Origin of the sequence: Arsenicicoccus dermatophilus (assembly GCF_022568795.1) — a bacterium.
Lineage (GTDB): Bacteria > Actinomycetota > Actinomycetes > Actinomycetales > Dermatophilaceae > Arsenicicoccus > Arsenicicoccus dermatophilus.
Map to the genome: position 1 here is coordinate 251,848 of NZ_JAKZHU010000001.1, position 13,549 is coordinate 265,396.

Genomic DNA, 13,549 nt, shown 5'->3' on the forward strand with positions numbered 1-13,549 from the left:
GTGACCGGGCGGCGAGGAGGCCTCTCGCCATACGCTCGGCCGTGAGCGCGCGGCGCGGCACCGGCCGGGGGCCGACCCCGAGCTCAGGGACGCGGCGACCCCAGTAGGGCTGGTCGACCATGTGCGGGACGACGAGCTGCGGCACCCCCGCGTGCACCCCGGCACGGGTGATCGCCTCGGCGACGAGCCGCGAGTCCTGCTCGGGCGCAGCGGCACTCATCGACTCCAAGCCGACGTAGACGGGTGGCGGGCCGGCCGCGACGAAGTCTGCCGGCGCGGGGTCCGGGGTCCGCTCCTCGGCCGGACGGCATGCACGTCGGACGAGCCGAGCCGGCTCTGCAGGACCGGGGCGAACAGCGCGATGGCGTGCCGGATGCCGGTGGCACGCGAGCGCCCAGCACGCGTCGAAGCTCAGGGTGCTGGATGAGACGGGGAACTCCGCGTGGCCGAGCCCCAGCCCGCGGATTTACCCGGCGAAGTCCTGGGTGGCGGCGACGGTCACCTCGCGGCCGGCGGCGCACAGCCCCAGACCCAGGGCCGCGAAGGGCTGGACGTCGCCGCGCGAGCCCCAGGCGACGAGGAGGATGCGCAGGTCGTCGGCCTAGGCAGGCGACCCGCTCCCGCGGCCCGTGCAGACCTACCGGCGGTAGGTTCGAGGGATGAGCACCCCACTGCTGCGGCACCTGGCCGTCGAGGACGCCCGGCGCGAGTCGCTGGGCCTGACCCGCCGGCTGCGCGACCGCGACGCCGACGACCTCGTGGACCTCGCGGGCAACGACTACCTCGGGCTGCTGCGCCACCCGCTCGTGGTGCGGGGTGCGATCGAGGCCCTCGAGACGTATGGCGGGGGCGCGGGTGCCTCCCGGCTCGTGTCCGGCACCCTCGCGGTCCACGCCGAGCTGGAGCGCCGCCTCGCCGAGCTGACCGGGGCCGTGACCGGGCTCGCGCTCTCGACCGGCTATCACGCCAACCTGTCCGCCGTGACGGCGCTCGCCGACCCGGGCACCACGATCGTCTCGGACGCCCACGTGCACGCCTCGCTCATCGACGCCGCCCGGCTGTCGCGCGCCGCCGTCGTGGTCGCCCGCCACAACGACGTCGCCCACCTCGCCGAGTTCGTCGGATCCGCCCGCACCGAGCGGGTGCTGGTGCTGCTGGAGTCGGTCTACTCGGTGCTGGGCGACGCCGCCCCGCTCGCCGAGATCCTCGCCGCCGTCGCGGGATCCGGGGCCACGCTCCTCGTCGACGAGGCTCACGGGCTGGGCGTCGTGGGGGAGCGGGGAGAGGGGCTGGTGGCCTCCATGGGGCTGGCGGGTCGGGACGACGTCGTGGTCACCGCCACCCTGTCGAAGTCGCTGGCCGCGCAGGGCGGCGCGGTGCTCGGGCCCGAGATGGTCCGCCATCACCTGGTCAACGCCGCCCGGCCATTCGTCTATGACACCGGCCTGGCCCCCGCGGCGGCCGGTGCGGCCGTCGGGGCGCTCGACGCGCTGCGCGAGGAGCCCTGGCGCCCGGGGCGGTTGCGGGAGGTCATGACCACCGTCGCGGACGCGGTGTCGGTGCCGCGGCCGGCCGGGGCGGTGCTGAGCATCCCCATGCCGGGCCCACGGGAGGCGGTGGAAGCCGTCGAGGCGGCCCGCTGCGCCGGGGTGCGGATCGGGTGCTTCCGGCCGCCGTCGAGCCCGGACGGCGAGTCCCGGCTGCGGCTCACCGGCCATGCCGACCTCACCGACGTGCAGGTCCTGCGGGCGATCGAGGTGGTGCGGCAGGTCAGCGGGCGCTGACCAGCTCACGCGCCCGTCGCCGGTCCGGCTTGCCCGGTCCCACGAGAGGCAGCTCACCCACCAGGTGCAGGGCCCGGGGAAGGGCGTGGGAGGGCAGGTGGTCGGCCAGGGCGGCGCGCACGTCCGCCAGGGTGGGAGACGTGCCGGCCGGCTGGTCCCCCGGCGCCGTCGGTCCCGTCGCGGCCCCCGCCGGGACCGCCAGCACCGCCACGGTCTCGCCCCACTCCGGGTCGGGCACCCCCACGACCATCGCCGCGCCCAGCCCCGGCACCCGAGCCAGCCCGAGCGCGTCCTCGACGACGACCGGGGCGACCTTGAGACCGCCCGTGTTGATCACGTCGTCGACGCGGCCGAGGATCTCGATCGCCCCGTCCGGGCCGCGGCGGGCGAGGTCGTCCGTGCGATACCACCGCACCCCGGCCGCGTCCTGCGCGAAGGCATCGCCGCCCGGGCGACCGAGGTAGCCCAGCGCCACCTGGGGACCCCGATCCGGAGCCTGCCGTCGGGGTCGAGGGAGGCGGACAGGCCGGGCAGCAGGCGACCGTCGTACAGGCAGCCGCCGGCCGTCTCGCTGCAGCCATAACCGACCACGATCCGCAGGCCCAGCCGTCGCGCCAGCGCCGCGTCCGCCGCCGGCAGCGGTGCCGCGCCCACGATGATCGCGTCCAGCTCCCGCGCGGCCGCGAGCGCGTCGGGTGACGCCAGCAGCCGCCGCAGCTGGGTCGGCACGAGCGTGCAGAAGTGCCGCGACGCCGAGCGGTCCCGGCGCGCCCACGCATCGACGAAGGACTGTGGGCCGAAGTGTCCCGGGGCCACGGCGAGGGGAAGGCGCCCTGCCGCGAGGTTGCGCAGGATCACCGCGATCCCGGTGATGTGGGTGGGGGGAACCGCGAGCATCGACTGGCCGGTGCCGAGCACGTCGGCGAGCCCGTGGACCGCGTGTCGCAGGGCGTCGGCAGTGAGCAGCGCCGGCTTGGGGCGGCCGGTGGTCCCCGAGGTGGCGATCACCACCGCGGTCTCCTCGGGCACCCGCACCTGCTCGGGGCGGTCGAGCACCCCGGGCACCGCCACGGCCGGGCCGGTCCCGGCCATCGCAGCCTCGAGCACGGACAGGTCGGCGACCACCTCGTGGGCGGTGGCTCCGGGGGCGGGCCAGGTGACGACAGGACGGCTCATGCCGCGAGCCTAGCGACAGCCCCTGAACGGTGTTCAGGCGCGGCTCGCCCGGCCGCGCGCCGTGCGCCGCGCGGGCGTCCCCGGCACGTCCGGGGACGTCTCGCGGAGCGGCGGTGGTGGGACCGCCCGGCACCGGTCGGTAACCTTGGCCCGGCACCCCGCCTCTGAGAGGTGGTGCACCCCTCATCCCCGACGGAAGGCGATCCCACCCGTGAGCCTCGTGGTCATGAAGTTCGGCGGCTCCTCCGTGGCCGACGCGGACAGCGTCAAGCGCGTCGCGCGACGCATCGTCGAGACCAAGAAGGCCGGCAACGACGTGTGCGTGGTCGTCTCGGCCATGGGCGACACGACGGACGACCTGATCGACCTCGCCCAGCAGATCTCCCCGCTCCCGCCCCTGCGCGAGATGGACATGCTGCTCACGGCCGGGGAACGGATCTCGATGGCGGTGATGGCCATGGCGATCGCCAACCTCGGCTTCACCGCGCAGTCGTTCACCGGCAGCCAGGCCGGCATCATCACCGACGAGCAGCACGGCAAGGCCCGCATCCTCGACGTGACCCCCGGCCGGGTCCGCGCCGCCATGGACGGCGGTCACATCGCGATCGTCGCCGGTTTCCAGGGCGTCTCGCACGCGAGCAAGAACATCACCACCCTCGGCCGCGGCGGCTCCGACACCACCGCCGTCGCCCTGGCCGCGGCGCTGCACGCCGACGTGTGCGAGATCTACTCCGACGTCGACGGCGTCTTCACCGCCGACCCGCGGATCGTCCCCACGGCCCGCAAGATCGACCGCATCTCCAGCGAGGAGATGCTCGAGATGGCCGCCAACGGCGCCAAGATCCTCATGCTGCGGTGCGTGGAGTACGCCCGCCGCTACGACCTGCCCATCCACGTGCGGTCGTCGTTCTCCCCCAAGGAGGGCACCCTCGTCATCGACACACCCGAAGGAGAAGCCGTGGAAGCGTCCCTCATCTCCGGCGTCGCGCACGACCGCAGCGAGGCCAAGATCACCGTCGTCGGTGTCCCCGACCACCCGGGCAAGGCCGCCGAGATCTTCGAGGCGCTCTCCCAGGCCGGGGTCAACATCGACATGATCGTCCAGAACGTCTCCACCGTGCAGACAGGGCTGACCGACATCTCCTTCACCCTGCCCAAGACCGACGGCCCCACCGCCGCGCAGTTCCTCGGCCGGGTCCAGGACCGGGTCGGCTTCGCCTCCCTGCAGTACGACGACCAGATCGGCAAGCTCTCGCTGATCGGCGCCGGGATGAAGTCCAACCCCGGGGTGTCCGCCACCTTCTTCAAGGCGCTCGCCGACGCCGGGATCAACATCGAGATGATCTCCACCTCCGAGATCCGCATCTCGGTCATCACCCGCGACGACCAGCTCGACGACGCGGTCCGGTCGGTCCACACAGCCTTCGGGCTCGACTCCTCCTCCGGCGAGGCCGTCGTGTACGGCGGCACCGGCCGCTGACCTCGGACCCTGCCGCCATACCTGAAGAAGCTTGCAGCACAAGGAGACTGACATGAGCACTGGCGTCAACCTCGGCGTCGTCGGAGCCACCGGCCAGGTGGGCACCGTCGTCCTGCGCATCCTGGAGGAGCGGGACTTCCCGGTCGCCTCGCTGCGGCTCTTCGCCTCGGCGCGGTCGGCGGGCAAGACCTTGACCTTCAAGGGCCAGGAGATCACCGTCGAGGACGCCGCCACCGCCGACCCGACCGGGCTGGACATCGCGATCTTCTCCGCGGGAGCGACGACCTCCAAGGCCCAGGCGCCGCGGTTCGCCGAGGCGGGCGTCGTGGTGGTCGACAACTCCTCCGGCTGGCGCAAGGACCCGCAGGTGCCGCTGGTCGTCTCCGAGGTCAACCCGCACGCCGTCGCCGACCGCCCCAAGGGCATCATCGCCAACCCCAACTGCACCACCATGGCGGCGATGCCCGTCCTCAAGCCGCTGTCCGACGAAGCCGGGCTGGAGCGGCTGGTCGTGTCCAGCTACCAGGCCGTCTCCGGGTCCGGGCTCGCAGGCGTCGACGAGCTCGCCGGTCAGGTCCGTCGCGGCACCGACGCCAGCGAGGGCGGCATCGAGGGGCTCACCCACGACGGGAGCGCCGTCGACCTGGGCGAGCCGGTGAAGTACGTCGCGCCGATCGCCTACAACGTCGTCGCGCTCGCCGGGTCGATCGTCGACGACGGGTCCGCCGAGACCGACGAGGAGCAGAAGCTCCGCCACGAGTCCCGCAAGATCCTCGAGCTGCCCGAGCTGCGCGTCTCGGGCACCTGCGTGCGGGTTCCCGTCTTCAGCGGCCACTCGCTGTCGATCAATGCCGAGTTCGCTCGGCCGATCACCGCGGCCCGGGCGACCGAGCTGCTGTCGTCGGCGCCCGGCGTCGAGGTCGTCGACGTGCCGACCCCGCTGATGGCCGCAGGAGCCGACCCGTCATACGTCGGGCGGATCCGCCAGGACCGGTCCGTCGACGGGGACCGCGGACTGGTGCTCTTCATCAGTAACGACAACCTGCGCAAGGGCGCCGCGCTCAACGCCGTGCAGATCGCCGAGCTCGTCGCCGAGGAGCTCGGCCGGTCCTGAGCCGTCGCGCACCCGACGGCCGGCAGCCCCGACCCCGGGGTCGCGCATCCGCAGCTGGGATGCGCGACCCCGGGGTCCTGTCTGGTGCTGCCGAGGATCAACGAGCGGTGGTGTCGCAGGTCTGGTCGACGGTGTGGGTGTCGAGGTAGCCGATGCCCTGGGGGACGGTGGCCTTGACGGAGATGGTGGGGCGGCTGGTGGTGATGGTGGCGGTGGCGCCGGCGGGCATGGAGATGGTGCGGTCGGTGGTGGTGCCGTCGGGGGTGCCGAAGGAGAGCTGGACGGTGGGGTTGCCGAAGGGGTTGGTGACCAGGACCTTGTGGCAGCCGCCGGGCTTGACGACGAGCTCGTGGGGGAGCTGGACGAGCGGCTTGCCCGGCTTGGGGGTCGGCTTGGGCGCGGGCTTGGGGGCCGGCTTGGGTGCGGGCTTGGTGTCGCAGGTCTGGTCGACGGTGTGGGTGTCGAGGTAGCCGATGCCCTGGGGGACGGTGGCCTTGACGGAGATGGTGGGGCGGCTGGTGGTGATGGTGGCGGTGGCGCCGGCGGGCATGGAGATGGTGCGGTCGGTGGTGGTGCCGTCGGGGGTGCCGAAGGAGAGCTGGACGGTGGGGTTGCCGAAGGGGTTGGTGACCAGGACCTTGTGGCAGCCGCCGGGCTTGACGACGAGCTCGTGGGGGAGCTGGACGAGCGGCTTGCCCGGCTTGGGGGCCGGCGCGGGCGCGGGCGCGGGCTTGGGGGCCGGCTTGGGTGCGGGCTTGGGTGCGGGCTTGGGGGCCGGCTTGGGTGCGGGCTTGGGTGCGGGCTTGGTGTCGCAGGTCTGGTCGACGGTGTGGGTGTCGAGGTAGCCGATGCCCTGGGGGACGGTGGCCTTGACGGAGATGGTGGGGCGGCTGGTGGTGATGGTGGCGGTGGCGCCGGCGGGCATGGAGATGGTGCGGTCGGTGGTGGTGCCGTCGGGGGTGCCGAAGGAGAGCTGGACGGTGGGGTTGCCGAAGGGGTTGGTGACCAGGACCTTGTGGCAGCCGCCGGGCTTGACGACGAGCTCGTGGGGGAGCTGGACGAGCGGCTTGCCCGCGTCGGTGCCCGAGACGGGCGACGTGACCGCGGTGATCCCACGGACAGGCTGAGCGGTCGTCGCAGACGCCGAGGGCGCCTGGGGAAGGGCCAGGCAGGCAATGGCCAGGGTCGCGGACAGGACCCCGTGGACGCGGTGAGCAGACATGGTTGATGAACCTATTCGTCGAGGTGGTCGGTAGGGCGAACAACACCTACCGGCCAGTACCCTAGGGGTCCGCGACACGCTGGCCCATAGCTCCAAATGACTAGGGCCTCAACCCGGTCGAGCCCGTCGTCGGCAGTGGCTCGACCAGGGCGGCTCGTCCGACCGGGTCCGACGAGGTGCCCCGACCTGACGGCGACGCACCGGCCTGCGGACCGGGTCCGAGACGGTCCGGGACGTCATCTCCCGCGCGGGGCCGGGATCACAGGGTGGCGAGGATCTCCAGCGCTCGCTCGCGCTGCTCGAGCCCGGGCACCACGTTGGTGACCATCAGCTCGTCGGCGCCCGAGAGCTCCTGGAACTGCTCGAGGTAGGCCGCGACCTCGGTCCGGGTACCCACCGCCGTGTGCTGCATCATGTGCTGCACCTGCGCGCCGAAGGGCGAGCTCAGGGCCAGGTCCACCTCGGCCTCGGTCAGGTCGGCGCCGCGCCGCCCGGCCATCGCCCGCACCCGCTGCCGGACCACCTGGCCGTGCGCCTCCTGGGCGGACTCCAGGTCGTCGGTGACGATCACGTTGAGCGCGGCGATGGCGCGCGGCGCGGTGAGCTGCTCGCTCGGCCGGAAACGGTCGCGGTAGGCCTGCATCGCCGGCCGCAGCTGGTCCGGGGCGAAGTGGCTGGCGAAGGCATACGGCAGCCCGAGCGTCGCGGCCAGCTGGGCGCCGAACATCGACGACCCGAGGACGTAGAGCGGCACCCGCGTCCCCCACCCGGGGTAGGCGTGGATCCCCGGCACCGCCGTGCGCTCGCCCAGGTAGCCCTGCAGCTCCTGCACGTCCTGCGGGAAGCGGTCGGAGGCACGCGGGTCGCGGCGCAGCGCCTGCCAGGTCTGCTGGTCGGTGCCGGGGGCGCGTCCGAGCCCGAGGTCGACCCGGTCGGGGTAGAGCTCGGCGAGCGTGCCGAACTGCTCGGCGATCACGAGCGGGGAGTGGTTGGGGAGCATCACCCCGCCCGCCCCGACCCGGATGGTCTGCGTGGCTGCGAGCACCTGCCCGACCAGCACGCTCGTCGCGGCCGAGGCGATGGTGCGCATGTTGTGGTGCTCGGCATACCAGAGTCGCTCGAAGCCGCCCAGCTGATCCGCCTTGCGCGCCAGGGCGATCGACTCCTGCAGCGCCTCCCGGGTGCTCTGGCCGGGGGCCACGTGGGCGAGGTCGAGGATCGACAGGGGGATGCTCATCAGGTCTCCGGAGGTCGTATGGCGGAAGCGGTGCTCCCCGGCGACAACCGTGCCCCGGTCGCCGGTGTTCCCCTCCGGTCAGGATGTCGGACGGCCCGGTCCCGCACGTCGAGCAGCTCGACGTGCGGGACCGGGCCGTCCGGGTGGGTCGGTCAGCGGGTCACTGGACCGTGATGTCGTCGAAGACGAAGGAGGTCTGGTGGACGGAGTCCTCGGTGGCGGCGAGCTTGAGGGTGACGGTCTTGCCGGCGTGCTTGGTCAGGTCGATGGTCTTCTGGACGTAGCCGTTGGTCTTGTCCAGGTTGGAGTAGGACGCGACCGCGGTGCCGTCGATGGACACGGTGGCCTTGTCGTACTTGGAGTAGGCGGAGGTCTCGGCGGTGTCGATGGCGACCCAGTAGGTCAGCTTCGGGGAGCCTGCGGGAACGGTGATGGTCTGCTGGGCGTACTCGCTGGTGGTCTTGCCGTTGCCGCCGAGCCACAGCTTCCAGGTGCCGGAGTGGGCCTTGCGGCCGGTGTTGTCGGTGACCACACCGTTGGAGCCGGTCCAGCCGGACTGGCCGGCCTCGAAGCCACCGTTGGTCACGGCGTTGCCGCCGGGCTGCGGGGTCGAGGTCGGGGTGCCCGTGGGCGTGCTGGTTGGCGTGGCCGTGGGGGTCGGGGTGGCCGTAGGCGTGCTGGTCGGGGTGGCCGTGGGGGTCGCCGTGGCGGTGGGGGTGCCCGTCGGGGTGCTGGTCGGCGTGGGCGTCGGCGTCTGCTTGCAGTACGTCGCCTCCTTGCCGGTCAGCTTGTACTGGCAGTCGGCCAGCTCGAGGAAGGTCAGCAGCGCCTCACGGTTGCGGCTGGTCTCACGGCCGATCACGCTCGCCGGCGGGTAGAAACCTCCGCCGGAGGAGCTCTTGGGGTACATCTCCATGCCGATGGTCGGGATCTGCTGGTCGCCCCAGACCCAGTCCATCGAGTCGCCGTCGGTGATGTAGAGCTCGGAGCTCTGACCCGGCGTGTAGGTGTTGGACTCGGCGAGCTTCTTGCCCAGCGCGACGTGCATGTCGTACTGGTCCTGCGTCATGTTGGTCGTGACGGCGTCCGTGGTGTGCCCGAAGGGCCACATGATCAGCTCGCTGAAGGTGTGGATGTCCATGTAGGCCTTGACCTGCTGCACGCCACCGACGCGGCGGCTCTTGATGAAGTCGGCGACGGCCTTGGTCTCCGGCGCGGCGAAGGCCGAGGGCCCGCGGTAGGTCCCCGACGAGGGGGTGCCCGAGGCGCCGTTGCAGCAGCCCCACTTGTAGCCCCAGTTGCGGTTGGGGTCGATGCCGATCGTGCCGTCGGAGTTCTTGGTGCGGTTCTTGCGCCAGGACTGGTACTTGCCGCCGGAGATGTCGTAGGTCGAGCCGTCGGGGTTCATCATCGGCAGCACCCAGATCACGCGGGTGTCCATGATCTTCTTGATCCGGTCGTCCGTCGCGTACTTCTGGGTGAGCTCGTCGATCAGGTAGAGGCACTGCTCGGTGGTGAGGTGCTCGCGGGCGTGCTGGTTGCAGGTGATGACGACCTCGGGGGCACCGGCACCGCCCTTGCCGAGCTTGAGCATCCGCAGGTCGCGGTTCTCGGTGCTGCTCCCGATGGACCTGATGCTCGCCAGGTCGGGATGGCTGGAGACGGTCTTGTCCATGGCCGAGAGCGTCTCGGCGTAGGTGTGGTAGGCCTCGTCGCCCGCGGGGAAGTCATCCGCCACCCGGACCGCGACGCCCTTGGCCCGGCGCTGCGCGGCGATCGCGGCGACCCGCTCGTTGGCCCGGTCCGCCGACGAGGCGGTGGGGGTGAGTGTCAGGCCCATGCTGCGCAGCACGGCGAGCTCGGCCGGGGAGCCGGCCACCGTCGCCGTGTCGCCCACGGGGCCCTGGACGTCCACGCCCGAGCGGGACAGACCCGCACGCAGCACGGTGCGGTCGCCGCTGACGACGTAGGTGGCGGGGGCCTGCGACCTGGCGGCCGGGCGGGGGGAGCCCGACTCCTGGGCGATCGGCAGTGCGGCGGCGCTGCCGGACGCGAGCAGGCCGGCGCTGCCGGCCAGGGCCAGGGCGAGCAGGGTGGGGCGGGGGTGGGTCATGGCAGGTCCTTCGACGCGGTGCAGGAAGAAGCCAGACGCTATCCCCCGAATGGAGCAGCGACAAGAGTGTGCGGCGATCTTGGCGCGATCCAGGGCGCCTCGTCGCACAGGGGTGTGTCCGGTTCACGCCTGGTGATCGGCGAGTGCACGCCCGGTGACCGGCGGGGATGCCCGTCTCCGGCGCCCCACGCCACCTCGCACCCCCCGTTCGGAACTGATTCCACATCTGTGGACGTCCGGAGTGATTGCTTGAGGTAACTGACCAGTCACTGAAATGCAACGATTCGGGACACTTCTGCTATTGACTGGACAAAAGCGGGCACGTACAAAGGTGAGTACAGATCCTCGACGACGAGGGTCACCTGCGAAAGGACATGCCTGTGGCCACGACCACGGCTAGCCCAGCCGGAGCGGAGCGCGTCTCGGCCCGGGTGCGCGTGCAGAAGTTCGGCACCTTCCTGTCCGCCATGATCATGCCCAACATCGGCGCCATCATCGCCTGGGGCCTGGTCACCGCCCTCTTCATCCCCCAGGGCTGGTGGCCCGACGAGCACATCGCGACCGTCGTCGGCCCGGCGATCACCTATCTGCTGCCCGTCCTCATCGCCTACACCGGCGGCGCCAACGTCTACGGCACCCGCGGCGGCGTCGTCGGCGCCTTCGGCGTGATGGGCATCATCATGGCCACGAGCGACCCGCTGTTCATCGGCAAGGACGGGCACGCGTCCCCGATGTTCCTCGGCGCCATGATCATGGGTCCGCTGACCGCCTGGACCATGAAGAAGCTCGACTCCCTGTGGGAGGGCAAGATCCGGCCCGGCTTCGAGATGCTGGTCAACAACTTCTCGGCCGGCATCTGGGCCATGGTCATGGCCGTCGCGGGGATGTTCCTCCTCGCCCCCGTGGTCCTCGCCCTCATCGCCGGGCTGGGCGACGCCGTGCAGTTCCTCGTCGGACACGACATCCTGCCGTTGACCTCGATCGTCATCGAGCCGGCCAAGGTCTTCTTCCTGAACAACGCCATCAACCACGGCGTCCTCACGCCCCTGGGCATCCAGCAGGCCTCGGGCTCCGCCGGCAAGTCGGTGCTCTTCCTGCTGGAGGCCAACCCCGGCCCCGGTCTCGGCCTGCTCCTGGCCTACATGGCCTTCGGCAAGGGCGTCTCGCGCGCCTCCGCGCCGGGCGCGGCGATCATCCACTTCCTCGGCGGCATCCACGAGATCTACTTCCCCTACGTGCTCGCCAAGCCGCGGCTCGTCGCCGCGCTCGTCCTCGGTGGTATGACGGGGGTCTTCACCAACGTCCTGCTCGGCTCCGGGCTCATCGCCCCGGCGGCTCCCGGATCCATCATCGCGATCCTCGCCAACACGGAGCGCCACAGCTATGTCGGTGTCGTCCTGTCGGTGCTGCTGGCCGCCCTGGTGACCTTCGCCGTGGCCGCGGTGCTGCTCCGGACCGACCGCTCGGACGACATCGACCTGGCGGCCGCGACCGCGGACATGGAGGCCCGCAAGGGGAGGAAGTCCTCGGTCGCGGGCCACCTCGCCGGCGGCGCGGCTGCCGGGACCGCCCTCGCCGCGGACCGACCCATCCACGCGATCGTCTTCGCCTGCGACGCCGGCATGGGCTCCTCGGCCATGGGCTCCTCGGTGCTGCGCCGCAAGGTCCAGGCCGCCGGCCACCGGGACGTCACCGTGGTCAACAAGGCCATCTCCACCCTGCAGGACGAGTGGGACCTCGTGGTCACCCACCAGGACCTGACCGCCCGTGCCCAGCAGCGCACCGCATCGGCCACCCACGTCAGCGTGGACGACTTCCTGAGCTCGCCCCGGTACGACGAGATCGTCGACCTGATCGACCGCACCAACCGGTCCGGCGGCACCAGGGCGCCGGCGCCCGCCACCGTGGTCGACCCGTCGCCGGGTGCCGGTGCCTCGGCTGCGGACACCGCCGCGGCACCCGTCGTGGCCGGGTCCGGCGTGCTCGGCCGGGAGGGCATCGAGCTGCACGGCCAGGCCCGCACCCGGGACCAGGCCATCGACGAGGCGGGGCGGCTGCTCGTGGTCCAGGGCAGCGTGGACGACGCGTACGTCGCGTCGATGCACGAGCGCGAGGAGTCCGTCTCGACATACATGGGCAACCTGCTCGCGATCCCGCACGGCACGAACGAGGCGAAGGGCTCGATCCGGCGCACCGCGATGTCCTTCGTGCGCTACGACCAACCGATCAGCTGGAACGGCTCGGACGTCCGCTTCGTCGTCGGGATCGCCGGTGCCGGGGACGACCACCTCTCGCTGCTCTCCCGACTCGCCGGCGTCTTCCTCGACGACGCGCAGGTCGCCCGTCTGGAGGCAGCCCGCACGCCGGACGAGGTCGAGCAGGTCCTGGCCGCCGTCCAGGTCTGAGGCCGACCCCGTCGGCATGCCGCGCAGGGTCGTGGGCGTCTGCAGCCGTCCTCCGGCTGCAGACGCCCACGATCTCGTGGGGTGGGCGGGGCACCCTCTTGAGAGTCACTCAAAGTAAGGTCATGAGTGATGATCGAGAAGGGAGACCTGATGACCGACACCCTGCCCCTCATGCCGCCGGCCGACCCGCCGCGCGCGATGCGTTCCCCCGGGGCCCGGGTGGCCGTGGGCTTCGCCCTGGCAGTCCTGGGGCTGGTCGCGGGAGCGCTGGTCTCTCGGGGGATCGGTGACGAGTCCTGGGCCTCGGCGGTGCAGCACCTGGTGGCCGCGATGCTGGGCGCCGGTCTCCTGACGTGGCTAGGCCAGGGCTCGTGGCTGACCCGCGCTGCGGGGATCGGCCATGCGCTCCGGGTCGGCTGGGGCCTGCTGGCGGTCGCCCTCGTCGGCACGGCCTTCACCCTGAGCGCCGTGACCTCGGGGCTCACCATGCCGGCGCCGCACCGGTGGCTCGCCGTGCTCCTCGACGCGGCCGCCACCGGGGTCGCCGAGGAGACGCTCTTCCGCGGGGTGGTGCTCGTCGCCCTGCTGGAGCGGGCAGGCGTCCTGGGTCGGGGGCGTGCCGACGTGTCGCGCACCACGACCGCGGTGCTGCAGTCGGCCGCGATCTTCGGCGTGTTCCACCTGGTCAACCTCACCGGCACCCCGGACCGGCCGGTGGCCGTGCTCACCCAGGTCGGCTACACCGCCCTGGTCGGAGTCCTGCTGGGGGCGGTCCTCGTGCGGACGGGCAGCCTGCTCGGGGTCGCGGTGCTGCACGCGGTCTTCGACCTGATCAGCGACATCGGGGACGCCCTGACCGGCGGGGGTGGGACTCCCGCCGCGGGCGACCTGTCCTGGGGAGGCGCCGTGATCACCCTGCTCCTGGTGCTGCCCTGCCTGCCCCTGGGGATGCGACTGCTGCGGCGCGGCCCGGGGGCGCAGGCCACGGCGCCCCGGGGTTGAGCCTCGCCGGCGCCCG

At 72.2% G+C, this 13,549-nt stretch carries 10 protein-coding genes; 5 read left to right on the plus strand and 5 right to left on the minus strand.

Features of this window, described 5'->3' with window-relative positions; translation table 11 throughout:
- The first annotated feature begins 659 nt into the window (after window positions 1-659).
- Window positions 660-1,784, plus strand: coding sequence for an 8-amino-7-oxononanoate synthase (locus MM438_RS01200; protein WP_241449758.1), 1,125 nt, complete (start codon window positions 660-662; stop codon window positions 1,782-1,784).
- Here MM438_RS01200 and MM438_RS01205 read toward each other — a convergent pair.
- Window positions 1,771-2,121 (minus strand): AMP-binding enzyme, encoded by a 351-nt coding sequence (locus MM438_RS01205; protein ID WP_241449760.1) that lies wholly within the window; start codon window positions 2,119-2,121, stop codon window positions 1,771-1,773. The genes MM438_RS01200 and MM438_RS01205 overlap by 14 nt on opposite strands.
- Complete coding sequence (locus MM438_RS01210) at window positions 2,118-2,960, minus strand: AMP-binding protein (protein WP_241449762.1); 843 nt, start codon at window positions 2,958-2,960, stop codon at window positions 2,118-2,120. The genes MM438_RS01205 and MM438_RS01210 overlap by 4 nt, the downstream gene beginning before the upstream one ends.
- A 211-nt stretch (window positions 2,961-3,171) precedes the next feature.
- Here MM438_RS01210 and MM438_RS01215 point away from each other — a divergent pair, with 211 nt between their 5' ends.
- Entirely contained in the window at window positions 3,172-4,440 is a 1,269-nt protein-coding gene (locus tag MM438_RS01215) for an aspartate kinase (protein ID WP_241449770.1), read from the plus strand.
- 52 nt (window positions 4,441-4,492) lie between these two features.
- Window positions 4,493-5,554, plus strand: coding sequence for an aspartate-semialdehyde dehydrogenase (locus MM438_RS01220; protein ID WP_241449778.1), 1,062 nt, complete (start codon window positions 4,493-4,495; stop codon window positions 5,552-5,554).
- 97 nt (window positions 5,555-5,651) lie between these two features.
- Here the strand turns inward: MM438_RS01220 and MM438_RS01225 are convergent, their stop codons facing one another.
- The 3 genes from MM438_RS01225 to MM438_RS01235 all read right to left on the minus strand — a co-directional run bounded on the left by MM438_RS01225 (window position 5,652) and on the right by MM438_RS01235 (window position 10,126).
- Entirely contained in the window at window positions 5,652-6,776 is a 1,125-nt protein-coding gene (locus MM438_RS01225; RefSeq protein ID WP_241449780.1) for a hypothetical protein, read from the minus strand.
- A 259-nt stretch (window positions 6,777-7,035) separates the two neighbouring features.
- Window positions 7,036-8,013 (minus strand): LLM class flavin-dependent oxidoreductase, encoded by a 978-nt coding sequence (locus MM438_RS01230; RefSeq protein WP_241449782.1) that lies wholly within the window; start codon window positions 8,011-8,013, stop codon window positions 7,036-7,038.
- Window positions 8,014-8,173: 160 nt separating this feature from the next.
- A complete protein-coding gene (locus tag MM438_RS01235) occupies window positions 8,174-10,126 on the minus strand; it encodes a M14 family metallopeptidase (protein WP_241449784.1) in 1,953 nt (650 codons plus the stop codon).
- 374 nt (window positions 10,127-10,500) lie between these two features.
- Here MM438_RS01235 and MM438_RS01240 point away from each other — a divergent pair, with 374 nt between their 5' ends.
- Entirely contained in the window at window positions 10,501-12,531 is a 2,031-nt protein-coding gene (locus MM438_RS01240) for a PTS mannitol transporter subunit IICBA (protein ID WP_407568244.1), read from the plus strand.
- Between the two features lie 129 nt (window positions 12,532-12,660).
- Window positions 12,661-13,533 carry a CPBP family intramembrane glutamic endopeptidase gene (locus MM438_RS01245; RefSeq protein ID WP_241449788.1) on the plus strand — a complete coding sequence of 291 codons (873 nt, stop codon included), beginning with the start codon at window positions 12,661-12,663 and terminating at the stop codon, window positions 13,531-13,533.
- Window positions 13,534-13,549: the final 16 nt, after the last annotated feature.

Coding starts and splice junctions, on each gene's coding strand:
- MM438_RS01200 (WP_241449758.1), top strand. CDS start 660: ATGAGCACCCCACTGCTGCGGCACCTGGCCGTCGAGGACGCCCGGCGC.
- MM438_RS01210 (WP_241449762.1), bottom strand. CDS start 2,960: ATGAGCCGTCCTGTCGTCACCTGGCCCGCCCCCGGAGCCACCGCCCAC.
- MM438_RS01220 (WP_241449778.1), top strand. CDS start 4,493: ATGAGCACTGGCGTCAACCTCGGCGTCGTCGGAGCCACCGGCCAGGTG.
- MM438_RS01225 (WP_241449780.1), bottom strand. CDS start 6,776: ATGTCTGCTCACCGCGTCCACGGGGTCCTGTCCGCGACCCTGGCCATT.
- MM438_RS01230 (WP_241449782.1), bottom strand. CDS start 8,013: ATGAGCATCCCCCTGTCGATCCTCGACCTCGCCCACGTGGCCCCCGGC.
- MM438_RS01235 (WP_241449784.1), bottom strand. CDS start 10,126: ATGACCCACCCCCGCCCCACCCTGCTCGCCCTGGCCCTGGCCGGCAGC.
- MM438_RS01240 (WP_407568244.1), top strand. CDS start 10,501: ATGCCTGTGGCCACGACCACGGCTAGCCCAGCCGGAGCGGAGCGCGTC.
- MM438_RS01245 (WP_241449788.1), top strand. CDS start 12,661: ATGATCGAGAAGGGAGACCTGATGACCGACACCCTGCCCCTCATGCCG.